The sequence below is a fragment of the Neobacillus sp. SAB-20_R2A genome (genome assembly GCF_049568635.1).
Taxonomy (GTDB): Bacteria; Bacillota; Bacilli; order Bacillales; family Cytobacillaceae; genus Neobacillus; species Neobacillus citreus.
The window spans coordinates 5484841-5507717 of record NZ_CP145895.1 but is presented as its reverse complement, the minus strand read 5'-3'; the positions used below and the strand labels follow the sequence as shown (position 1 = coordinate 5507717).

The 22877-nt window shown below is 42.7% G+C and carries 21 protein-coding genes; 12 read left to right on the top strand and 9 right to left on the bottom strand.

Annotation, left to right across the window (positions count from 1 at the left end; all coding sequences use genetic code 11):
* Positions 1-138: 138 nt before the first annotated feature.
* Entirely contained in the window at positions 139-936 is a 798-nt protein-coding gene (locus V5M37_RS26995) for a prohibitin family protein (RefSeq protein WP_423799956.1), read from the bottom strand.
* Positions 937-1062: 126 nt separating this feature from the next.
* On the opposite strand from V5M37_RS26995, the gene V5M37_RS26990 reads away from it, so the two are divergent.
* On the top strand, positions 1063-1530 hold the full coding sequence (locus V5M37_RS26990) for a DUF3291 domain-containing protein (RefSeq protein ID WP_423799955.1): 468 nt from the start codon (positions 1063-1065) through the stop codon (positions 1528-1530).
* Positions 1531-1607: 77 nt separating this feature from the next.
* Here V5M37_RS26990 and V5M37_RS26985 read toward each other — a convergent pair whose 3' ends face one another.
* The 3 genes from V5M37_RS26985 to V5M37_RS26975 form a co-directional block, all read right to left on the bottom strand.
* Positions 1608-2060 carry an N-acetyltransferase gene (locus V5M37_RS26985; protein WP_423799954.1) on the bottom strand — a complete coding sequence of 151 codons (453 nt, stop codon included), beginning with the start codon at positions 2058-2060 and terminating at the stop codon, positions 1608-1610.
* 231 nt (positions 2061-2291) lie between these two features.
* Positions 2292-2615 (bottom strand): anti-sigma factor, encoded by a 324-nt coding sequence (locus V5M37_RS26980; RefSeq protein ID WP_423799953.1) that lies wholly within the window; start codon positions 2613-2615, stop codon positions 2292-2294.
* Between the two features lie 196 nt (positions 2616-2811).
* Positions 2812-3630 (bottom strand): M55 family metallopeptidase, encoded by an 819-nt coding sequence (locus V5M37_RS26975; protein WP_423799952.1) that lies wholly within the window; start codon positions 3628-3630, stop codon positions 2812-2814.
* A 154-nt stretch (positions 3631-3784) separates the two neighbouring features.
* Here V5M37_RS26975 and V5M37_RS26970 point away from each other — a divergent pair, with 154 nt between their 5' ends.
* The 8 genes from V5M37_RS26970 (at position 3785) to dat (ending at position 13088) form a co-directional block, all read left to right on the top strand.
* The gene (locus V5M37_RS26970; protein ID WP_423799951.1) at positions 3785-4795 is read left to right on the top strand and encodes an asparaginase; all 1011 of its coding nucleotides are present in this window, start codon (positions 3785-3787) and stop codon (positions 4793-4795) included.
* Positions 4796-4835: 40 nt separating this feature from the next.
* Positions 4836-6452: a glutathione ABC transporter substrate-binding protein gene (locus V5M37_RS26965; protein WP_423799950.1), complete on the top strand. Its 1617-nt coding sequence runs from the start codon at positions 4836-4838 to the stop codon at positions 6450-6452.
* Positions 6453-6513: 61 nt separating this feature from the next.
* Positions 6514-7434, top strand: a complete 921-nt coding sequence (gsiC, locus tag V5M37_RS26960) for a glutathione ABC transporter permease GsiC (RefSeq protein ID WP_423799949.1) — start codon at positions 6514-6516, stop codon at positions 7432-7434.
* Between the two features lie 17 nt (positions 7435-7451).
* Complete coding sequence (locus V5M37_RS26955) at positions 7452-8357, top strand: ABC transporter permease subunit (RefSeq protein WP_423799948.1); 906 nt, start codon at positions 7452-7454, stop codon at positions 8355-8357.
* Between the two features lie 18 nt (positions 8358-8375).
* Positions 8376-9368 (top strand): ABC transporter ATP-binding protein, encoded by a 993-nt coding sequence (locus V5M37_RS26950; RefSeq protein WP_423799947.1) that lies wholly within the window; start codon positions 8376-8378, stop codon positions 9366-9368.
* Positions 9369-10340: an ABC transporter ATP-binding protein gene (locus tag V5M37_RS26945; protein ID WP_423799946.1), complete on the top strand. Its 972-nt coding sequence runs from the start codon at positions 9369-9371 to the stop codon at positions 10338-10340.
* Between the two features lie 37 nt (positions 10341-10377).
* On the top strand, positions 10378-12117 hold the full coding sequence (locus V5M37_RS26940; protein ID WP_423799945.1) for a sigma 54-interacting transcriptional regulator: 1740 nt from the start codon (positions 10378-10380) through the stop codon (positions 12115-12117).
* Positions 12118-12245: 128 nt separating this feature from the next.
* Positions 12246-13088 carry a D-amino-acid transaminase gene (dat, locus tag V5M37_RS26935; protein WP_423799944.1) on the top strand — a complete coding sequence of 281 codons (843 nt, stop codon included), beginning with the start codon at positions 12246-12248 and terminating at the stop codon, positions 13086-13088.
* A 66-nt stretch (positions 13089-13154) separates the two neighbouring features.
* Here the strand turns inward: dat and V5M37_RS26930 are convergent, their stop codons facing one another.
* From V5M37_RS26930 to V5M37_RS26910, 5 genes are all read right to left on the bottom strand, one after another.
* Positions 13155-13907 carry an anti-sigma factor domain-containing protein gene (locus V5M37_RS26930; protein WP_423799943.1) on the bottom strand — a complete coding sequence of 251 codons (753 nt, stop codon included), beginning with the start codon at positions 13905-13907 and terminating at the stop codon, positions 13155-13157.
* Complete coding sequence (locus V5M37_RS26925; RefSeq protein ID WP_423799942.1) at positions 13897-14481, bottom strand: RNA polymerase sigma factor; 585 nt, start codon at positions 14479-14481, stop codon at positions 13897-13899. The genes V5M37_RS26930 and V5M37_RS26925 overlap by 11 nt, the downstream gene beginning before the upstream one ends.
* 124 nt (positions 14482-14605) lie before the next feature.
* Positions 14606-15115, bottom strand: a complete 510-nt coding sequence (locus V5M37_RS26920; protein WP_423799941.1) for a hypothetical protein — start codon at positions 15113-15115, stop codon at positions 14606-14608.
* A 134-nt stretch (positions 15116-15249) separates the two neighbouring features.
* Positions 15250-16038 carry an extracellular solute-binding protein gene (locus tag V5M37_RS26915; RefSeq protein ID WP_423799940.1) on the bottom strand — a complete coding sequence of 263 codons (789 nt, stop codon included), beginning with the start codon at positions 16036-16038 and terminating at the stop codon, positions 15250-15252.
* A gap of 138 nt (positions 16039-16176) precedes the next feature.
* Complete coding sequence (locus V5M37_RS26910) at positions 16177-17238, bottom strand: YeiH family protein (protein ID WP_423799939.1); 1062 nt, start codon at positions 17236-17238, stop codon at positions 16177-16179.
* Positions 17239-17372: 134 nt separating this feature from the next.
* On the opposite strand from V5M37_RS26910, the gene V5M37_RS26905 reads away from it, so the two are divergent.
* From V5M37_RS26905 to V5M37_RS26895, 3 genes are all read left to right on the top strand, one after another.
* Positions 17373-18275, top strand: coding sequence for a LysR family transcriptional regulator (locus V5M37_RS26905; protein WP_423799938.1), 903 nt, complete (start codon positions 17373-17375; stop codon positions 18273-18275).
* A 388-nt stretch (positions 18276-18663) separates the two neighbouring features.
* Positions 18664-20196 (top strand): NADH dehydrogenase subunit 5, encoded by a 1533-nt coding sequence (locus V5M37_RS26900; RefSeq protein WP_423799937.1) that lies wholly within the window; start codon positions 18664-18666, stop codon positions 20194-20196.
* Positions 20193-22814, top strand: coding sequence for a DUF2309 domain-containing protein (locus V5M37_RS26895; RefSeq protein ID WP_423799936.1), 2622 nt, complete (start codon positions 20193-20195; stop codon positions 22812-22814). The genes V5M37_RS26900 and V5M37_RS26895 overlap by 4 nt, the downstream gene beginning before the upstream one ends.
* Positions 22815-22877: the final 63 nt, after the last annotated feature.

The window sequence follows — 22877 nt, the reverse complement described above, 5'->3', positions numbered from 1 at the left end:
AATAAAATTTTTAGGTTAATTAAACGTTTGATTGGGTTGCACATGGGCAACAAAATTGCTGAAATACATCGAACAATGTGGAGCATGGGGACGGTTCTATTGCCTCACAAAGTGAGGCAGAAGAACCGTCCCCATGCTTCATTTTACCCCGCTCAAATCAATGAACGGCGTGGCCCCGCCGGTTACGCTTGGGAGGCGTCCGTCCCATTTTTCTAAGGCTTTTTCTTGCACTTCGATTTGTTTTAGTTGGATTAGCTCGGGTGTGACTTCTTCTTTTTTCAGTTTTAATGACTCTGCTTCGGCTTGCGCTTGTGTGACTTGCTGTTCGGCTTCAATTTTGATTCGATCTAAATCCCTTTGGGCCTTTAGGGCATTTTGTTCGGCTGTTTGCTTCAGTTCAATTGCTTTGTTGAATTCCTCGCTAAAAGCAAATTCTTTAATGTTGATATCTTCCAGGAGCATATAATACTTGATTAATTTCTTGTCCAGCATTTCCTTCACTTTAGCCGATACTTCCGGACGTTTTGAAATCAGCTCTTCTGCTGTATACTGGGCGGTAATCGCCTTTAATGATTCAGCGATGGCAGGTTCCACGATGCGGGTACGATAATCAAGACCGATTTCCTGAAATAGCTTATTGACCGCTCCTGGATCGACTGAGTAATTGACGGCCACCTTGGTTGTAACCATTTGTAAATCCTTTGAAGCAGCACTTTGCGAGCTTTCTTCTTTTTGGACCCGGACCTCTATCTGTTCCACATTTTGAATGAATGGAATTTTAAAATGAAAGCCCTCCGTCAAGATTGTTGGCTTCACTGCCCCTAATTGCAATAGAACTCCTCGATGACCGGACTCCACCTTCGTGCTAGAAAAAATAAACAGCACGATAACCAAGACTAAAATCACGCCACTGACGATATATTTCCCGTAATGCAAGGCGCTCCTCCTCTCCTTCTCATTAAAATATATGAATGAGAGGGTTGGTTTCATGCGGAGACATGGGTATAAGTTCCCGTCTTACTTGAATATAAATAGGTGAAAACTATAGATGGAGGACTGTGTATGGCATTCGTTGCAATCTATACGGTTGGCAGGTTAAATCACCCGTACAACCACCCGGCATCAAGTGAATTTTTCGAAGTGGGTAATGAAATCATTCATCAGGCAGCTAAAACTGGACAACTTATAGAGGTGTTTTCACCTGAAGGAGTCCCTATACCTGAAGAAGCTAAAAAGGGGAGTGGATTCCCTGTTCTTACTTTAACAACATGGAAAAACCTCGAAGGCTTATATCGTTTTACCTATTCAGGTCTGCATAAGCAAGCGTTGCGAGAGCGAAGCAAATGGATGGAGCCTTACCAAGAAAGGCACCTTTCGTATGTAGTGTGGTGGGTAGAGAAGCAATGGGATGTGTCATGGAAGGAGGCATTCAAACGATACAGTCATTATATTCAAAATGGACCCACACCTTATGCATTTGATTTTGGGCAGGCGTTTGATGACAAAGGGGAGACGTGCTTGCTAAAGTGATGCATGGGACGGTTCTTCTGCCTCAGTCTTATTTATTCTTGGAAAGAATGATGCATGAGAACCGTCCCCATGCATCATCAAACGTTCAATAACATCGCTGTTTCATCACAGGAATGCAGTTTGGGGCAGTTTATGCAATCTTTCCACATCTTTTGAGGTAATTCATTTTTATCTACCACATTAAAACCTAACTTTGAAAAAAATTCAATTTGATAGGTTAATGATATTAGTTTAGTAATTTCTAAGTTTGCTGTTTCTTTCATAATTTGTTTTACCAGTGCTTTTCCTATTCCTTTTCCGACATAATCAGGGCTGACGGCTAGTGACCTCACTTCAGCTAAATTTCGGTCAAGGATTGCCAAACTGCAAATCCCAACAACTTCGTCATTTAAAACTGCAACAACGAAACTTTGCAGATTTTCATAGATAGAAGGATAAGTTCTCGCCAACAGCTTTCCTTCTTTGGCATACTTTGATAATAATTTATAGATACTTTCTGTATCGCTCATTATCGCTTTTCGAATGATCATAGAAAATCCCCCAGGAGAATATATCAAATTAAAAATATCCAACTTTAGTTAGATATTAATAAATATACATCAGTTCGTATTTTTATACAATGGTATATTCGCTGATTTTTCCGTTTTAGAAATTTTTTCTCTTCGGGGAAGTAAAAAGGCCCGACTAGCACGTAACCGGTTGTCGGGCAATTTATGTGCGGGATTCTAATTGTACTCACGTCACACCCTTGCACCACCCCTCTAAGAAGTTCCCATCACTTTTTGGCCCTGAGGTTGGGTGTTGTTTGGGTTCGGCTCTAAAGTGATTCCAATAGCATCAAACGATAGGGCTTGGGGGAGGCGGTAGGTGATTAGGCCGTTGCCGTTTTGATCAGGCTTTAAAGTCCCCGCATTTTGCCTAGTGCCGTTTTTTAACAGCCACACTTGGTATACTTCCTCATCATTGGTACGCGGCATATTATTTAATTCGATGACAAGATTGGTGGTGCCGCCTTCTTGAAGAAGGTAAGCATTGCCGTTTGCCGAAGCAGCTAAACCCGGCCCTTTAGGAATATGTCGAAACAATGTGAGGTGGGACCGCTTCTTTCGTTTTTATGGCTGTAATCGTATCTATTAATTGAAAATTCAAAAATAAAGTTCATGACTTCTGCTTTCAGTGTTACAGGAAGGTACACCTTCAGAGGCAAAGGGACGGTTCTTCTGCCTCATTGTTTGATTTTCTTTTGGATAAAATGGGGCATTAGAACCGTCCCCATGCATTCTACTGCAAAGCCCCGGCCATTGCTATTAGACTTCGAATATACCGAAAAGCAGTGATAAAATCATTCGTCTCAAAACGATGGGTTTTTGGATTTGTCTTCTCTACGATTGGCAAAATTCCTGCAGCATCTGCTAATCCCGAATTCAGATAAGAAATTTCAACTACAAATGGACCTTGCATTAATACTGGTTTGATTTCTGGAATACGTGAAAGAGATTCCATGGTCTTTTCTCTTATTATATCCCGTGCTCTTTGTGGACTTAAGTTTCGTGCAGATTGCCGATTAATAGTACGTTTTACGATTGCAGTTTCAATTCCTGGAATGAAATCCGTGGCCTCGCTAGCTATATGTTGACATCCTGTAACAAGGACAACAGGTACACCAAAATGTCCAGCAATCCCTGCATTTATTGCGAATTCCCCCATGTCTTTATTATTAATTTTTATGTTTTCAATGACACCGCCATGAAAGGTATGATTCAATATACCATCATTTCCCATTCTTGAATGGTAACCTAAAAAAATGGCAGCATCATAGTTTGAACTAATTCCTTCCATCATCGCAAGAGGTTTTGGAGAACCAGTAATATATTCGGCAGATTGGTGTATAACCTCTGGAATTAAATTACGCATCGTCCCATGTGAATCATTTACAACAACTTCTGTTGCACCTCTGGCTAATGCTCCTTCTATACACGCATTTACTTCTTCCGTCATTAATATTCTTGCCCGGTCGTGTTCCCGTCCATCGCGGAGAGTATGCTCACGATGAACAACTCCAGCAACACCTTCAATATCCGCAGAAATAAAAACTTTCAAACTTAATCCCTCCTAATAAACCCTATTAAACTATATTTCCTCATTTATCCTGCATTTCCTATTTTTATAAAAATAGGTTGAAATAGGTTTTTAGCTGTAATATACTATAACAAAAGATTCAGAAAAGTACAACAAATAGAAAGGGTGATCGATTTTGTATCCTATAAAACTAGTAGATGTATATCGTGGAAACAGAGTGGAAAGTTCACATTTTGGACATATTGCCGTTGTGGACTCAGAGGGTAAATTACTTTTTTCAGCTGGCAATCCCTATCGGGTAACTTATGCTAGGTCTTCTGTTAAGCCGCTGCAAGCAATACCAGTAGTAGAAACAGGGGCTGCAGACCATTATGAGCTAAGTGAACAGGATTTATCGTTATGCTGTGCCTCACATAGTGGGGAAGCCCAGCATACCGATCGGGTACTAGAAATTCTTGGAAGGGCGGATATTAAAGACTCTTCTTTGCAATGCGGCACACATATTCCTCATGCGCACGATACATACAAGAACTTGATTGCAGCCGGAAAAGAACTCACGCCTTTATATAACAATTGTTCCGGAAAACATACCGGGATGCTGATTACAGCTAAACACAATCATGAGACGCTAGAGGACTATTATTTACTTAGCCATCCCGTACAGCAAAGAATACTGAAAACGCTATCCGAGGTAACGGATTTCCCAATTGAAAAGATTGAAATGGGAGTAGACGGATGCGGCGTTCCCGTGCATGCCTTGCCATTGGAACGATTGGCTTATGGATTTGCAAGAATGGCACGGCCGGATTCATTAGGGGAAGACCGAGCTAAGGCGGCTAACCGGATTACTGCTGCCATGATGAAATATCCGGAAATGGTTGGAGGCACAGGGCGTTTTTGCACCGATTTTATGAATGCAGCGAAAGGCCGTTTATTTGGCAAGGCAGGGGCCGAAGGAGTCTATCTGGCAGGTGATAGAGTAACTGGCCTTGGAATTGCGATAAAAATAGAAGATGGGAATGGGCGTGCAGTCTACCCGGCAGTTATTGAGACGTTAAGACAGCTTGGTTTCTTGGAGGAGGAACAGATTAACAGCCTCATGCATCACTATCGTCCTGTATTAAAAAATGCCCGCCAAGAGAATATTGGCGAACTGGTTCCATCATTTACGTTGCAAACGTGCTAAAGCACTATTGTAAAAAAAATTTTAGTAAGGGGGAAACGATTTGTTAAAGAAAAAATATCTATCTGCTTTTCTAACCACTTTTATTGCATTAATTTTGGTACTAGCAGGATGTTCCGGAAAATCTAGTACGGATGCAGACAAAAAGACCAAGACAGAGAATAATCCTAAAGAACAGCCGCTTGCGAAAAAGGAGGGTAATTCCCTTACCATTGCAGTTTCGGCTAACCTTATCAGCATGGATCCGCAAGATACAAATGACACATTGTCAGGATCCATCCAATCGACTATGTTAGAAGGACTTGTTGGTTTTGACAAGGATATGAAAATGATTCCTGTATTAGCAGAAAGCTACGAAGCTAGCGATGATGCAAAGGTATTCACTTTCAAGCTAAGACAGGGGGTCAAGTTCCATGACGGCACCCCGTTTAATGCAGAGGCTGTAAAAGTAAATATTGACCGGGTAGCAAATCCGGAGAACAAATTAAAACGTTACAGTATGTTTGAGCTTGTTGAAAAAACAGAAGCAGTTGATGAGTACACATTCAGAGTTACATTAAAGGAACCATTTGGTGCCATGCTGAATAACTTTGCTCACCCAGCTGCAAGACTCATGAGCCCTGCGGCTATTGAAAAGTATGGAAAAGATGTAGCTACTCACCCAGTCGGAACGGGTCCGTTCAAATTTGCTGAGTGGGATCAAAGTGATCACTTATCGGTTGAAAAGAACCCAGACTATTGGCAGAAAGGATTGCCAAAAGTTGACGGTATCAAATTCAAGCCTGTACCTGAAAACGGTGCCCGTGTAGCCATGCTGCAAACAGGTGAAGCTGATTATATTTATCCGATCCCTACTGAACAAGCGGAATCGATAAATGGAAAAGATGGAATCGTAGTAGAAAATAAGCAATCCATTGTGGCGCGCTATATGACGATGAATACTACGAAGAAGCCTTATAATGATGTGAAGGTACGTCAAGCTATTAACTATGCCATAAATAAAGAAGCATTTTTAAAGGTAGTTTATAGTGGATACGGCAGCAAATTGGATTCTATTATTCCGGAAAAGCTTCAATTCTATTCTAAACAGACGCCATATCCTTATGATCCCGAAAAGGCTAAAAAGTTGTTGAAAGAAGCAGGATATGAAAATGGTTTTGAAACGACGATATGGGGCGCAAATAGCTCGACTACAATGAAGGCTATGGAGTTCATCCAACAGCAGCTATCACAGGTAGGCATCAAAGTAAGTGTTGTTCCAATGGAGTCCGGTACACTCTCAGATAAAATTTGGAATGTTCAAAATCCAAAAGACGCTGAAGTGGAACTCTATTATGGCGGCTGGTCTTCTTCCACAGGGGATGCGGACTGGGGAATCCGTCCATTGTTAGCTGGACAATCTGCACCTCCAAAATCCTATAACACTGCCTATTATGAAAATAAAAAAGTAGATGAATTGATTAAGTCAGCACTACAGACAGCGGATTCAGGAAAACGCAAAGAGGCCTATGCTGAAATTCAGAAACTCGTTTGGGAAGATGCACCTTGGGCTTATTTGGTTGTCGATGATACGATTTCAGGGAAAAAGAATTACGTAGATGGTATTTACTTGCTTCCTGATGGGGCGATGAACGCAAACAACGCTGAAATAAAAAAATAGAAAATAGTAGTGGGCGCTAATGATGAATTAGCGCTCACTATATATCGGAAGGAGGAGGGTTATGTTTCGTTATATTGTAAAACGCTTGTTGGGGGTTATCCCTACTCTATTCATTGTTTCGATTTTCATATTTATGTTTGTCCATATGATACCGGGGGATCCGGCACGGCTCGTAGCAGGACCTGATGCAAGCCATAAGGATATTGAACTTGTCCGTCAAGAACTTGGTTTGGATAAACCTGTCGTGACACAATACTTTACATATGTAGGAAACCTCTTTCAGGGAGATTTGGGTACATCTATGAAAACAAAGCGCCCTGTATACGATGAGATTGCCGCCAGATTCATGCCGACATTTTGGTTAACGGTTTGGAGCATGGTCTGGGCAATTGTATTTGGGCTGTTAATTGGTGTTATATCCGCAACAAAGAGGAATAAGTGGCAGGACTATACGGGTATGTTTGGTGCGGTATCCGGAATTTCGCTGCCATCTTTTTGGCTCGGTTTGATGCTGATTCAATTATTTTCGGTCATGTTAGGCTGGTTCCCTACAGGAGGAAATGACTCCTGGAAGAGTTATATTTTGCCGTCACTCACTTTGGGGGCCGGGGTAGCAGCTGTTATTGCTCGTTTTACTCGTTCTTCCTTGATGGATATTTTAAGAGAGGATTATATCCGTACTGGGAGGGCCAAAGGACTTAAGGAAAATGCAGTAGTTTGGAGGCACGCTTTAAAAAATGCAATGATTCCTGTTGTTACCATGACGGGATTGCAGTTTGGGTTTTTATTAGGGGGATCCATTGTGGTTGAGACTGTATTCAGCTGGCCCGGCCTTGGCCGCTTGTTAATTGATTCGGTATCTTTCCGCGATTATCCATTAATTCAAGGTGAAATGTTGCTTTTTGCCTTAGAGTTCATTTTGATTAATCTGATTGTCGATGTTTTATACGGGGTCATGAATCCGCAAATTCGTTATGAGTAATGAGAGGGGGAAGAAAATTGGAAAATGGAACGATAGTTGTTCAATCGACTGAACAGGTTACCCATCAAGAAGTTGAAAAGGTACGAACCCCGTTTAAGGAGTTTTGGCGGAAATTTAAAAAACAGCGGCTGGCATTGGTTGCAGGATGTTTTGTTGGATTCCTATTTATAATAGCTATTTTAGGCCCGATTATTACTCCCTATTCTTCGGTAGAGCCAGACTATGAAAAAATTTTAAGTCCGCCATCAATGGAGCATTTTGCTGGAACAGATGCTTTTGGCAGGGATATATTCAGCCGGATTATTGAAGGAACAAGAATTTCTCTTTTTGTTGGTTTAAGTTCCGTACTTGTGGGTGCTTTGGGAGGAACGGTCCTTGGTCTCATAAGTGGATTCTATGGTGGATGGATCGATAGTTTAATCATGCGATTTTGTGATGTGTTATTCGCCTTCCCGGGTATTTTGCTGGCAATTGGTATTATTGCCATTTTAGGACCAGGTCTGGGGAATGTTATCATTGCCGTAGCCATATTTGGCATCCCAACATTTGCAAGGATTGTTCGAAGCAGCACTCTTTCTATTAAAGCCACGGTTTACGTTGAATCAGCAAGATCTATAGGGGCACCGGCAAAACGGATTATTTGGAAACATATCTTCCCGGGTACTGTTTCAAGTATTATTGTGTATTTTACTATGAGAATCGGAACATCGATTCTAACGGCTGCCAGTCTCAGCTTTTTAGGGTTGGGTGCCCAGCCTCCATCTCCGGAATGGGGTGCGATGCTTAGTTCCGGCAGGGATTTCTTAAATACAGCCCCGCATGTCACCATTTTTCCTGGCTTAGCTATTTTTATAACGGTACTAGCATTCAATCTGTTGGGCGATGGGTTACGAGATGCCCTTGATCCAAAGATGAAAGATTAAGAGACAGGGAGCGATTATATGAACAATAAGCTGTTAGAAATATCAAACTTAAAAACTTATTTTTTCGTGGATAATCGTCAGATACCTGCAGTTAACGGGGTCGATCTATATATAAAAGAGGGGGAAACACTTGGTGTTGTAGGGGAATCCGGGTGTGGAAAGAGCGTGACATCGCTTTCTGTAATGGGCTTGCTTGAGCACACTCCAGGAAGGGTTGTAGATGGTTCCATTCATTTCAAGGAGAAAAATCTTTTGTCATTGTCGGCAGATGAAATGAGAGAAATTCGCGGCAATGAAATAGCGATGATCTTTCAGGAACCGATGACCTCTTTGAATCCTGTCTATAAGATTGGGGAGCAAATCGGCGAGGCTGTTAAACTCCATTTAAAATATGACAAAAAAAAGGCTAGAGAACATGTGATTAATATGTTAAAGCTTGTCGGAATCCCTCGTGCTGAGGAAATAATAGATGAATATCCCCATCAGCTGTCCGGAGGTATGAGGCAAAGGGTCATGATTGCCATGGCTATGGCATGCAACCCAACACTTTTGATTGCAGATGAGCCAACGACTGCTCTAGATGTAACGATTCAAGCTCAAATCTTAGAGCTTATGAAAAAATTAAAAAATGAAAAAGGGACAGCTATCATGCTCATTACGCATGATTTGGGTGTCGTAGCAGAAATGTGTGACCGCGTAGTAGTGATGTATTCCGGGAAAGTGGTAGAGGAAGCTGATGTCATAGAAATCTTTGAGAACCCAAAACATCCTTATACGCAAGGATTACTTAACTCTATTCCAAAACTTGGGCAAAAAACGACTAGACTTGATCCTATTCCCGGAAATGTCCCCAACCCTGCTAATATGCCGAAAGGCTGCAAATTTGCACCACGCTGTTCACAAGCAATGGATATTTGTAAAGAAAACGAACCAGATTTGCTGCAAGTTTCAAAAGGGCATCAATGTCGCTGTTTCCTATATCAGAAGGAACTGACGAGGGGGGCAAAATAAATGGCAGAGCTGTTGGTAGAGGCAAAAAATTTAAAGAAGCACTTTCCTATTAGAAAAGGGCTGTTTGGGCAAAAAAAGTCATATGTTCGGGCTGTTGACGGAGTTTCACTTTCCATTCAAAAGGGAGAAACAATGGGATTAGTTGGAGAAAGCGGCTGTGGAAAATCTACAACAGGCCGGATGATCATGAGGCTGCTAGCGCCAACTGAAGGAGAAATTTGGTTTAACGGAAAAGATATTAGCAAGTTAAACGACAAACAATTACGGGATACAAGAAAAGAGCTGCAAATGATTTTCCAAGATCCTTATGCCTCCTTAAATCCACGTATGAATATTGGAGAAATAATTGCTGAACCTTTGATTATTCATGACACGATGACAAAAAAAGAAAGAGAAAGAAGAGTGCATGAACTATTAGAATATGTGGGTCTTAATTCGTATCAAGCAAACCGTTATGCCCATGAATTTAGCGGAGGCCAGCGACAAAGAATTGGGATTGCACGTGCACTTGCCGTAAATCCAAAACTAATCGTAGCTGATGAACCCGTATCAGCATTAGATGTTTCCATTCAATCACAGGTATTAAACCTTATGCAGGATCTACAGAAGGAATTTGGATTAACCTATCTCTTTATTTCTCATGATCTGAGTGTTGTAGAGCATATTAGTGACCGTGTAGGCGTAATGTACCTTGGAAGAATCGTGGAAATTGCCAGCAAAGAGTCCATATACGCAAATCCATTACACCCGTACACTAAAGCATTAATGTCTGCAGTCCCTATTGCTAATCCGCGTATTAAAAGAGAACGAATTGTTTTGCAAGGAGATATTCCAAGTCCATCGAATCCCCCAGCAGGATGTACATTTCATCCTCGTTGCAGTGCTTGTATGGAAATCTGCAAAACTGTCGTTCCAGAGTTGAAAGAAATTGAGCCAGGGCACTTTTCCGCCTGCCATTTATATTATCAATAAACAATAATTGGCGCTTAAGAAGAAAGGAGTGAAAGTGATGCGGCCAAAAAAAGTGTTAACTATTATTTCCATTCAGGATGAATATCTGGCAATGATTTCAAAACAAATGACAGAAATTGCTGGAGATTTAATCAGGATTCGTCCAATTTCGATTAAGAATTTATCCAGAGAGGAAATTTCAAAAGATGATATTGTTCTATTAGGGGCAAACTTTATTTTTCCGCTTGTTCGTCCCTTTTTGCCTGATGGAGTTAACTGTGTAATCGCCGAACGAGGATTTAATTATGTAAATATGGCTAAGCTGCTTTCATCTCCTAAAGGAAAAAATATTTTAGTAGTAAACGACACAAAGGAAAACACAGATGAAACAGTTCAAGCACTTCAAGAGGCAGTGTTTGAGCATAACTATTTTGGCTATAATCCGGATTCTGATATTCCTTTTAATATTGATTATGTAGTTACTCTAGGGGAGATGCAACTAGTTCCAGAGGGTGGATTTGAAGTAATCGATATAGGCTACCGAGTTCTTGCCTTGGAAACGGTTTTTGAAGTGTTTAAATTGCTTGGATTAGATTGTTCTCATTTCTTTTTAACCAATCGTTATATGAAATCTCTAGTCGCTTTATCTAATGACACCAATAATTTGAAGACTCCTGCCTCCTTTAGTAAATGGACAGGGGAGGGGGGAAAAACAGCTAAGTACTTTTTTGATGATGTGATCGCAAATAGCAAGGCGATGAAAGATACTTTATACATTGCAAAAAAGCTTGCTAAAATAAGTGACCCTGTACATATTTTTGGGGAAACCGGCACTGGAAAAAGAATGCTCGCACAGGCCATTCATAACGATTCTTTCATGAAGGATGGACCTTATCTTAGTATCAGTTGTGCAGGATGGCCTCCAGATGTACTGGAAAGATATTTTTACGGAACAGAATTAGATGGGCAGATTTCTCCCGGCATTTTTGAAATGGCAAATGGCGGGACGCTGTGCATTGAAGATATTGATGAACTGCCTATTTCCCTGCAAGGCAGGCTTCTTCAAACGCTTGAGGAAGGCCAGGTTATTAGGTTAGGCGGGAAACAGCCAATTTCCGTGCAGGTAAGGATTATTACGATTAGTAATAATGATCTTTCATTGTTAATGGAAGAAAATAAATTTCGTAAGGATTTATTTTATTATTTGGCTGTATTAACCTGTAAAGTTCCTTCTTTGTCAGAGAGGAAGGAAGATTTTGAGTCGCTCATTCAAACCTATCTTCAATCTCATTTATTTCATGAAAAATTGGCTATACCTCCTGATCTGATTAACCTTTTAAAACACTATTCTTGGCCTGGAAATGTAAAAGAATTATTCAATGCTGTTTCATACATGGCCTGCTTAGTGGAAAAGGAATTAACGCTGGAGTCATTGCCGTTTTATATTAAGGGCAGGCTTCAAAAAAATATAAAGGAATCGATTCCTTTGCAAGAAATGACTGAGAGTGAATTAAATGAACTTATATTAAATATTGAAGAACATGGATTCTTAGAAGAGAGCCTTGCAATACTTGAGATTTTTGAACAAGGTAAGAAACAGTGTGAATCCTATGGCCGTACGGTTGTTAAGGGAAGGCTGCAGGAAAATGGACTTACTCTGTCGGAACAGCAATTGCGATTACGACTAGAAGTCCTTAACCAATTGGAATTGTTGAATGTTCGTCAAGGTCGTTCAGGAACAACCATTTCTAGAAAAGGTGAGTTATTTTTACAAATGATTCGTTTAAAAACAACTTGATTAAACAACATGAGCTTATGTCATTAATGGATTTGGAAGAACTGCCACTGAAGGGAATAATGGAAGGGTCCGGGAGGCAATCCCCTACCACAAATTAATAGGGCAATCTTCTTAAGGAGAGAGTAGAAATGATTTCGGCATATTTTAATGGGAAATTTGTTGATTCCAATGATCCGGTTATACCAATTGATGAAAGAGGCCATCAATTTGGTGATGGAGTATACGAGTATATCAGAACCTATAATGGAAAACCTTTTATGCTTGAGGAACATGTAGATAGATTATATCGAAGTGCATATGCTATAAAATTACAGATTGATCCTAATCGTGATGCCCTTAAAAATACTATGTTGGAACTTATTCAAAAGAGCGGCTTAACAAATCTAGATCTTTATGTGCAGGTGACAAGGGGGATAGCACCAAGAAACCATCTATTTCCAGACTGCTCCGTATCTGTCTCAATGACCGTTAAACCTTTTCGAACAATTAAAACTGGAGAAAAAGGGGCCGGCGTCATTCTGTGCCCGGATGAGCGTTGGCAAAACTGTTACATAAAATCACTAAACTTATTGCCGAATATTTTGGCTAAACAATCTGCTTATGAGAAAGGATTTCTAGAAGCAGTTTTAGTACGAGATGGTAAAGTGACTGAAGGAACGAGTTCTAATGTATATATAGTAAAAAATTCATCCATCATTACAACACCACTTTCAAAACATATTTTATCTGGAATTACAAGAATGGCAGTAAAGGACATCGCAATAGAGACTGGAATTCCATTTTTCGAAAAACAGTTCACCCCAGATGAAATGATCCAAGCAGACGAAATATTCATTACAAGCACAACAATGGAAATTATGCCGATTGTTCGAGTTGAAGATCATGAAATCAATGGAGGGGAAGTAGGGACCATTACTAGGACCTTACAAGAACAATTCAAGGAGAGAATATTTCATTCTATTCCAGTCTGATTTAGAGCATGGGGACGGTTCTTGTGCCTCACAAAGTGAGGCATGAGAACCGTCCCCATGTCACACCTAAGACGTTCCCATCACTTTTTGGCCCTGCGGTTGGGTGTTGTTTGGGTTCGGCTCTAAAGTGATTCCAATAGCATCAAACGATAGGGATTGGGGGAGGCGGTAGGTGATTAGGCCGTTGCCGTTTTGATCAGGCTTTAAAGTCCCCGCATTTTGCCGAGTGCCGTTTTTTAACAGCCACACTTGGTATACTTCCTCATCATTGGTACGCGGCATATTATTTAATTCGATGACAAGATTGGTGGTGCCGCCTTCTTGAAGAAGGTAAGCATTGCCGTTTGCCGAAGCAGCTAAACCCTGCCCTTTTAGGATATAGGTCGATACAATTTGAGATGTGTCCACTTCTTTCGTTTCTAAGGCTGTAATCGTATCTTTTAATTGAAGGTTATTCCAATATAGTCCGACTAAGCCGATGACTAGAACGACAGCAACAGCAGTGGATAACGGCGAGAAATGCTTTTTGAAATAGAGTTTGAATTGTTCGATCAAGCTTTTCTTCGCTGTTTCTACCTTCTGGTCCTGCTGCGGTGCTATCTTCTCTTCAAAAATAAAGTTCATGACTTCTGCTTTCAGTGTTTCTGGAACGTCTACCTCTTCAACTTCATAAGAAAGGGTCTGCCATAATCCTTGCAGTGATTCTAATTCGTGCTGACAGTGGGTACATGTTTTCAAATGGCGTTCAAATTCTTCTTTTTCACGCGGAGTCAATTCATTAATCATATATAAAGACAGGTTTTCGCATTTATTTTCCATGCCGAACCCCTCCTTTTTCCTCACTAAAATAATTCCGAAGTTTTTTCAAGGTTTGATGGAGCCTGCTTTTAATAGTACCGAGCGGCTTCTGTTCTATTTCTGCAATTTCGCTTAAAGAGTAACCTTCCCAGTATAGAAGGTTGATGAGGCGTTGCTGTGGTTCAGAGAGATGGCGTTTGGCTTCCTGAATTTGTTGTTTTAATAGATTTCTTGAAACTTGCTGCAGGACATCCTCCGACTGCTGCCCTTGAATTTGCACCATGTCATTCAGTTCTAACGGGATGGTTCCGTTATGTTTTTGCTCTTTGCGAATGAGGTCAATCGCAATATTTCGGGTAATGGTAAGAAGCCAGTTCGCCAACTGTCCTTTTGATGGATTATAGGCGCTTTTTGTTGTCCAAAGCCGGAGAAATACATGTTGGACTATTTCTTTTGTTTTATCTGTATCGCCCTTTGCTATTTTATAGGAGAAGCTATAGATAAGCTTTGCGTATCGGTCATATAGCTCTTCAAGTGCCGGACGATGCTTTTGGACAATTAGTCCAATCAGTTCTTCGTCTGTCTTCGATTTCATTGCCAGATTCACTCCCTTTCATGGCAGCGTTTTTAATAGTATAAATCATTGTGAAAGCGGAAGGGGAAACCTTTTCAAAATGAGAAAAAAGAACTGCCTGGCGGCAATTCTTCGAAAAGTTGCTTTATTGGGGAAATGTTGTCTCATTGTTAACAATAAACCAAACATCTTTAACGCCCTGTCCATTTACATCACCAGCTGCTTTGTCATTAACAAAGTAGTAAAGCGGAAAGCCTTTGTAGGTAGTCTGTTTCTCACCCGTGTCTGCTCGGGTAATGGTGCTGAAGTCTTCTTTGTTAAGTCCTTCTGGAGCTTCAAGGTTTTCAGAATAGAAGGCAGGCCAGTTCTGGAGACATTCGCCGCTGCAGTTTGATGTATTTGGTGTATCTTTGGCAAAATAGTAAAGTGTCATCCCTTTCGCATCTGCAAGATAGTTACCGACTTTTTCGTTTTCCTTCAGCTGCAGTGCTGTATCCGATTTGTCAGCCACCTTTTCGGCATCTTTATTAACCACTACGGCTGTCTCTTTGACTTGATTACTTGTATCCTTGTCCTTTGCATTTTCTTTTGCACTGCAGCCAACAAGAAGTATTCCTGCCAAAAGGAATATAAATAGCCAACTCCATTTTTTCATTATGAACTCCTCCTTATATGTTCTGTTCAATTAAGGTAACGAAGAATCACACAAAACGGTTCGAATTTTATAGAAAAAAAGTGCCGGGCACCGACCAGAAGATTGGAGGGTGACTGGCACTTCACTTGAGAACGTCATTTCCATCCCCACTTTTGAAAAACCTGGTGGGATGCATCTGTTTTTAGAAAATCAATGAATTGTTGAGCTTCTTTTTTATTATCCGTGCTTGTTGATAGCGCAATCGGGGTTCCTCTGTAAAGCTTTTCTGCTTCTGGGAGCTCCACTAAATCGGTGACGTCCGTAAGCCTATGGTGCCAGGATTCATATGTAATCCAAGCGTCGTGTTTTGAATTGGATTTCCATATTTCAATTGCTTCGGCACTGGATTTTACGGAGATGTCTATATTTTGGCTAATCCCTCCGATTAGTCCTTTTCTTCCGGCTAAATCCTCCCATAATCCAAGCTGTCCGGCGCCATTTACATCGATAATTTTCACGCCGCTCTTTGTTAAATCTTCAAACGATTGAATGTTCTTGGGATTCCCTTTTCGTACTAAAATCCCTGCTGCTCGCGGGTATAATTCTGTGAGTGACTTTTCATTGATCATCTCAGGATTGCTTAGCATGAAGCTGCGAAGCATGTACTCCGATCCTCCATAAACGATATCTGCATCTTGTTTGGCTTGGTTAATCCAGTTGGATTCAGGTCCAGCCGTTACGACGACCTTTATTCCTGTTTCCGCTGTGAATTTTTCTGCTGCTTCCTTCATGGGTCCTAGTGGTCCGCCTGGGCCATACACTCGGATCACGCCATCGTTCAGCTGTTGAGACTTTGTTGAATTCTCCATGTTAGCGTAAACCGATAATCCAGCAGCCGTGAACAGAAGTAAAAAGATTGCACCCAGTAACAGATTTTTTTTCATCCTCATTCCCCCATTTATTTAAGTAGTCATTTAAGGAAACGAATAAGGGGGGGAAACGGTTCGAATTAAATAAAAAAAGTGCCAGTCACCGACCAGGAATTTGGAAGGTGTCAGGCACTTTTGCTCTGTCTCCGTGCATCACGCCATAAAATACGAAACAACGGAGAGGATTACAGACGTAATCAGCATGGCGATCAGCGGTCTTGCTGCTTTGGTCCGGAGGTCACGGAGGCTGACATTTAAACCAAGACCAACCATAGCGGATGTTAGGATAAAGGTGGTGGCGGTTGAAACCCCATCCATGGCTGCTTTTGAAACAGGGATGGATTTGCCAAGGATATAGCTTCCGAACAAGCTCATCAAAATAAAGCCTATGAGAAACCAAGGAAATTCAATTTTTGTATCTCCTGTATTTCCGGAACTGCGTTTTTTCATCCAATACATAAGAATAAAGCACAATGGAACGAGCAGGAGTACCCGGCCTAGTTTGGCGAGCAGGGCAATGGCCAGGCCATCTGGACCTGCAGGTGCCCCGGCTAAGGCAACATGGGCAATTTCGTGAAGGCTGATGCCGCTCCAGATGCCATAATCAATGGCCGATAACGGGAGAATAGGTCTTAAGATCGTATAGGTTATCGAAAAAATTGTCCCCACCAAGGCAATTATTCCGACCCCAATGGCTGTATCTTCGTCCTTTGCCTTGAGAATGGGCGAAACGGCGGCAATTGCGGCAGCCCCACATACACCGGTTCCGACACCAAGTAGAAGCACGAGGGAGGATTCCGCTTTTAGCAATCTTCCTAGCCATACGGTTAACAATATCGCAAAAGCAATGACACCGATATCACGGGCAATTAACCCCAGCCCTTGATGAATGACTACATCTATGTTTAACTTGAGCCCGTATAAAATAATCGCAAAACGTAAAAAGCGTTTGGCAGAAAATTGAATCCCCGCGCGTAGCACTTCCGGATAACCGAAAGATTGCCGGTAGATTACCGCAATCACAATTGCACAGGCAAGCGGTCCGACACGATCAAACCCTGGGACTTTTGCTAATGCAAAACCGAACGCTGCAATGACAATGGTAAAAACAATTCCTCCCAGCCATAAATAAGCGGAAGGTTTTGTTTCCGGCTTTTTAAGAGGTTTTTCGTTCTGTTCGTCATGAGGTAAAATTCTTGCACTTTGACTTCCCATTCCAATCACCTCAAATGATTTGATTTTGTAACTTAAGCATACTCGCGATTGGTGTATAAGAAAAATAATGATATATAATAGGGATGATAAGTAAATTTATATACATAGGTTATTTTTGAAAAAGGGGGCAGAGGATGGACCAGCATTTAGAGGTGTTTATTAAAGTGGTGGAGAAGGAGAATTTTTCAAAAGCGGCGGAGGAGCTGCATATGACCCAGCCGGCGGTGAGCCAGTATATTAGAACGTTAGAACAATCGATTGGCACAAGGCTCTTGGAAAGAAGTAATAAGTTTGTCCGCCTTAATCAGGCGGGTGAGATCGTTTATCACCATGCGAAAGAAATCATCGCCCTTTATACCAAAATGCAGTCCTTAGTCGATGACCTGACCAATAAGGCGAGCGGCCCGATTGCGATTGGGGCGAGCTATACGTTTGGCGAGTATATCCTGCCGCATATTATTGCCAAAATGAAGGAGCAATACCCCGACATTCACCCGTCGATTCGGATCCAAAATACAAAGGAAATCATTGAGCTGGTAAAAAAACATCAATTGGACATCGGCATCATTGAAGGATTTTATGAGGAAAATATCCTAAATTCAAAAGTGGTTTCTAAAGATCGAATGGTCATTGTTGCTTCACCTCGGCATCCTCTTTTAGGCGAAAAAGGGGAAATAAGTCTGGCCAACTTGGAGGAAGAAACATGGATTCTCAGGGAAGAGGGCTCTGGGACCAGAGAGGCTGCGGAAAATCTGTTTCGGAGGTACAAGTTCACCCCGAAAAAAGTCATGGAATTTGGCAGCACCCAACTCATCAAGGAATCGGTTGAAGCAGGACTTGGCATCAGTTTGTTATCAAGCTGGGCGATTAAGAAGGAGCTCACAAACGGCTACATTGGCACCCTTCGCGTAAAGGGACTCCCGTTTAAACGCAACTTCTCCATCCTAACCCACGCAACCTACCAAACAAAAGCACTACAAACATTCATAGAAACACTAAAAACATACCTCGGCGACCCGAAAAAGAGCAGATTTTGAAGCATGGGGACGGTTCTTCTGCCTCACAAAGTGAGGCAAGAGAACCGTCCCCATGCTTCACTTGACAGAATCTTTAACAAATAGTAATATTTAGTACGTGATTATAGTGTTTAGGTGATTTCTTTCAATATAGAACTTTAGCATATGGTTAATAATGATCTATTGGCTTTTATGAAAAAGGAATCGTATTGAAAAGGAATTCAAGCTTTTAATGAATTACATATGATTAAGGTAGACTATTTAAAAGCCCGATTGGGAAGTTAAAGGTAAACCGGCAATCTTCAAAGTTTAATGGTGGGAGTATGACCATTAAGCTTAGAGTTTGCCGGTTTTTTTGTTTTTAAAAAAGAGATTCATATTATTAAAATCTAAGAGGGAGAGAGCGAGGATGTTCAATTATTTGGAGCTAATTTCATTACCGACTGCATTTTTTATCATTCTAGCAGTTTCCTTGGTAAGCGCCATTTTCCTGCTATGGGAAAAGGTCCCCGTACGTTTTGTTCGATATCACATCGGCATCATTTCGTTGCCGCCAATCGTCGCCATGTGGGGGCTGTTCTCTAGCAAACAGGATGGAAGTGTGCTGTATGGACCTTGGCGTTTCGATTCGCTCTCATTACTCCTCGCCCTTTTTGTCCTGACCATTGGTGTCATTGTGCAGCGCTACTCACTACGGTACTTATTCGGTGATCGTTCTTACCGAAAATATTTTACGCTGCTGACACTCACTACATTTGCTGATACCCTTGTCTGGCTCAGCAATGACCTTCGGATTCTGTTGGTCTGCTGGGGAGTGACCCTTTTGGGCTTGACCCTGCTGATCAGATTAAATAAGGAGTGGCAGGTGGCCAGAAAAGCAGCTGCCTCCTCCGGCCGGATATTTTTACTTAGCTGGGTGATTCTGCTCGTGGCTGTTATCTGGATTACACAAACGACAGGACAATGGCAGCTATCGGCTATTCTTGAAAAAAATAACCTGGCTCAACTTGCATCATGGGAGAGGACCTGCCTCAGCCTCCTATTGATTGTGGCGATGATCATTCCATCGGCACAGTTTCCTTTCCAGCGCTGGCTGCTGGACTCAGTCGTGGCGCCGACGCCTGTTTCGGCTGTCATGCATGCCGGCATCGTCAATGCCGGCGGTCTGATGTTTACCCGTTTTGCACCGCTCTTTAACGGCGGTGATACAGCCCAGCTAGTTCTGCTTGTTCTATCCGGCATTTCCGTCCTGCTTGGGACTGGAATTATGCTAGTTCATGTTGATTATAAACGGCAGTTGGTCGGCTCGACCATAGCCCAAATGGGATTCATGCTTGTTCAGTGTGCCTTAGGCGCGTATTTGGCAGCGATTATTCATGCTGTCTTACATGGATTATTCAAAGCGAGCCTTTTTCTGCAGGCAGGTTCCGCCATCCAGCACCGGGAAACTCATTCCTTCAAAGGCCGTCCGTTCCCCGTTTTGTGGACGATCACCGGAGTAGTTTTAGGTCTTATTTTTTCGATTGGCTATTGGCTGAATTCCGGTGGAGAGGGTTATCACATCATCAGCACCCTCATTTTAGGCTGGTCCGTGATGTTTGCTTGGACCGGACTCGTTGCTTTTGGATCTGGCCGGGTTGGCAAAGTGGCAGGACTTGCGTTCCTTGCGGGAGCGGTCATCATGTTCAAATTCATCCATACGCTCTTGGACAGTCTGTTACATGAAACGGTTCTGTCTGGTATGCAGCCACCCACACCTGCGGTCATCTTGGCCCTGATTATCTTGCTGGGCGGCAGTGCTTTTGGGTTATGGCTCGCACGCCATCGTTCCTCAACGGCATTTACGGTTATTTATCTTTGGCTTGTCCATTTGGGTGAGCCTCACAAAGATTTAGTGGAAAGTCATCCAAAATACTTGTCTTATAGGAGGTCATTCAGATGACACCGACATTGGCCAGAACATTAAGTTGGGAAAAGGAACAAGAAAATCTCAGTCTTGATATTCATGATTTAGTGAAATCAGCTAGCGACGTCATCGCACCGCTCGGCCCGATCAGCAAGTTCGCGGCACGCAGCCCCTGGGCCGGGGTAGAACGGCTATCCTTTGAACAGACAGCACGCCGGTTTAAAGATGTTTCTGATATCGAGATGTTTCCCAATGATTCTTTATTAAAATCAGCACGGGACCAAGGCGAAATTGATGTGAATTTTTTAGAAAAAGGGCTTCAGCAATGGCTTAAGCAGCACTCTTTCGGACTCCCGCTTAAAGCAGCAGAGGAGTTTTGCTGGGGGGCACTAACAAAGGATTTGCCTTCTTCTGATTTGATGGCACTTCCTGAAGTAAAAAGATTGGCAAAGAAACTTAGTGGCTTTAAGTATCAACTAAAGACCAGACAATCGGTAAAAACTCTTAGTCAGCGTTTCGAACAGATCGGCGGCGAGTCCGTGTTAAGGGATCTCAACCGCCATCTGATTAAGTGGTGTAAATTGTTTTTGGATGAGTCCCAGGCTGTCTGGTCGATGCCAAATCGCAAGGAGGGTTTCTACCAGGCATGGCACCAAATGGCCTCCTTAGACCCAGCCTTAACGCTAGAGGAACGTAAACAGATAAAAAATTTGCCGAAAGAAGCGGACATAGCTTTAAATGAGGCTTTGTCCCATTTAGGAATCCATCCTTCGGAGACACAAGAATATCTAGAAGCTCATTTGCTGGCCCTGCCAGGCTGGGCGGGAATGATGCTTTGGCGCTCGCAGCAACGTAGTAACGAAAGCTCCTTGCTTGCTGACTATTTGGCAGTAAGAATTTCAATGGAGCTAATCTTGATAAAGCCATATCTTCCTTTGCCCACCCAAGGAACGGAAGCGGACGTACTCCTGGAATCTTTAATTGCTGCCTGGCTTCATTGGGGGAACTTCCCGATCAAAGCATGGTCGCAACTGTCTGCCGCGGAGCAAAAAGCCCGTTTGAACCTTGCTTGGCAATTTGATCACATTGTCCGCAGCAGACTTTGGATGGAAGCTTGGGAACAAACATATGAACAGCAATTGAAGGAAAAAATCACTGCGAAACAGCAGTCAGCGTCTAAGACAAAAGCTTCGTCGTTGGCGCAATTTGTTTTTTGCATTGACGTAAGGTCGGAGCCTTTCCGCCGTCAGCTGGAACAGACAGAGGGCTTTGAAACCTTTGGGGCAGCTGGATTTTTCGGCTTGCCGATTGAAACCTGCAAACTCGATAGCCATCATAGCCATCCATCCTTGCCGGTATTGAATAGACCGCAATTTAAGGTAAAAGAATACTTGCCTGAATCGCAATACCAACCGTTTCACGAGCGGCTGCAGGCAGTTAATTCACTGCAAGGTACCTTTAAAACCATGAAGCACAACATGCTTGCAAGCCTATTACTGCCGGAGGTAAGCGGACCGTGGCTTAGTATGCAGACACTGGCTCGTACTTTTTTACCAAGAAGGGCTGGACGCACGTTCAAGAAACTGCTTGACACCTGGTTCAGGAAACCGGATGTGAAGCTGACGCTTGACCGGATGGAGGACCCTGCTGAAACGGAGATTCCGATTGGTTTTTCAGAAGAAGAAAAAGTACAATATGTGGAGCAAGCCTTAAAAACAATCGGGCTCACCGATCATTTCGCACCACTCGTGGTGATTTGCGGACACGGAAGTCACAGCACCAATAATCCCTATGCTGCTTCGCTCGATTGCGGGGCCTGCGGCGGGACATCGAGCGCCTTTAATGCGCGGGTGCTGGCAGCGTTGTGCAACCTTCCGAATGTACGGGAGGCCCTCAAAGCAAGGGGGATTTTGATTCCGGAAGACACCGTTTTTGCAGCAGCCGAGCATATTACCACACTTGACGAGTTGCAGTGGGTTTATCTTCCTAACCTTTCGGGCAAGGCTGAAGATGCGTATACCCGCATCCAAGCGGTCCTGCCAAAGGTGAGTGAGGAGGCTAACGCCGAGCGAATCCGGGAATTACCAGGTCTTAAAGACCGCTTGAAAAATCCGAAAGCGGAAGCGGAGCGGTTGGCGGAGGACTGGAGTGAAATCCGTCCGGAATGGGGGCTGGCCGGTAATGCTGCGTTTGTGATTGGAGAACGAAGCCTGACCGAGGCGTGCAATCTCGAGGGAAGAGTGTTTCTCCATAATTATAACTGGAAAAAGGATAAAAATGGTTCGCTGCTGAGCGGTATCATTGCTGGACCGGGAACGGTTTGTCAAATGATTAACCTGCAATATTACGCATCGGCCGTTGCGCCTCATTATTATGGAAGTGGAAATAAAGCGACCCAGACCGTGACGTCCGGAATCGGCGTGATGCAGGGGAATGCCAGCGATTTATTATCCGGACTCCCATGGCAGTCCGTGATGCAATCGGACGACACCGTCTATCATGCGCCGTTACGGCTGCTGGTGGTAATCCAGGCACCAAAGGAATATGTGGAACGATTGTTGAATCAAGACCGGGTATTTTTTCAAAAAGTCCAAAACGGCTGGCTGCGGCTTGCGTCGATTGATCCGGAAGGGAACTGGAAAAGCTGGTCTTAACGCTGCTTCGGTGTAAAATATTTTTAGACAGCTTTGGTTATAAAGTAATATAGCCATTTATGG

Excerpts from the sequence above, each read along its gene's own strand:
- gsiC (WP_423799949.1), top strand. The coding sequence starts at position 6,514 with ATGTTTCGTTATATTGTAAAACGCTTGTTGGGGGTTATCCCTACTCTA.
- dat (WP_423799944.1), top strand. The coding sequence starts at position 12,246 with ATGATTTCGGCATATTTTAATGGGAAATTTGTTGATTCCAATGATCCG.
- V5M37_RS26910 (WP_423799939.1), bottom strand. The coding sequence starts at position 17,238 with ATGGGAAGTCAAAGTGCAAGAATTTTACCTCATGACGAACAGAACGAA.
- V5M37_RS26905 (WP_423799938.1), top strand. The coding sequence starts at position 17,373 with ATGGACCAGCATTTAGAGGTGTTTATTAAAGTGGTGGAGAAGGAGAAT.
- V5M37_RS26985 (WP_423799954.1), bottom strand. The coding sequence starts at position 2,060 with ATGATCATTCGAAAAGCGATAATGAGCGATACAGAAAGTATCTATAAA.
- V5M37_RS26930 (WP_423799943.1), bottom strand. The coding sequence starts at position 13,907 with ATGGAAAATAAATGCGAAAACCTGTCTTTATATATGATTAATGAATTG.
- V5M37_RS26950 (WP_423799947.1), top strand. The coding sequence starts at position 8,376 with ATGAACAATAAGCTGTTAGAAATATCAAACTTAAAAACTTATTTTTTC.
- V5M37_RS26945 (WP_423799946.1), top strand. The coding sequence starts at position 9,369 with ATGGCAGAGCTGTTGGTAGAGGCAAAAAATTTAAAGAAGCACTTTCCT.
- V5M37_RS26895 (WP_423799936.1), top strand. The coding sequence starts at position 20,193 with ATGACACCGACATTGGCCAGAACATTAAGTTGGGAAAAGGAACAAGAA.
- V5M37_RS26940 (WP_423799945.1), top strand. The coding sequence starts at position 10,378 with ATGCGGCCAAAAAAAGTGTTAACTATTATTTCCATTCAGGATGAATAT.
- V5M37_RS26920 (WP_423799941.1), bottom strand. The coding sequence starts at position 15,115 with ATGAAAAAATGGAGTTGGCTATTTATATTCCTTTTGGCAGGAATACTT.
- V5M37_RS26990 (WP_423799955.1), top strand. The coding sequence starts at position 1,063 with ATGGCATTCGTTGCAATCTATACGGTTGGCAGGTTAAATCACCCGTAC.
- V5M37_RS26915 (WP_423799940.1), bottom strand. The coding sequence starts at position 16,038 with ATGAAAAAAAATCTGTTACTGGGTGCAATCTTTTTACTTCTGTTCACG.
- V5M37_RS26925 (WP_423799942.1), bottom strand. The coding sequence starts at position 14,481 with ATGAAATCGAAGACAGACGAAGAACTGATTGGACTAATTGTCCAAAAG.
- V5M37_RS26900 (WP_423799937.1), top strand. The coding sequence starts at position 18,664 with ATGTTCAATTATTTGGAGCTAATTTCATTACCGACTGCATTTTTTATC.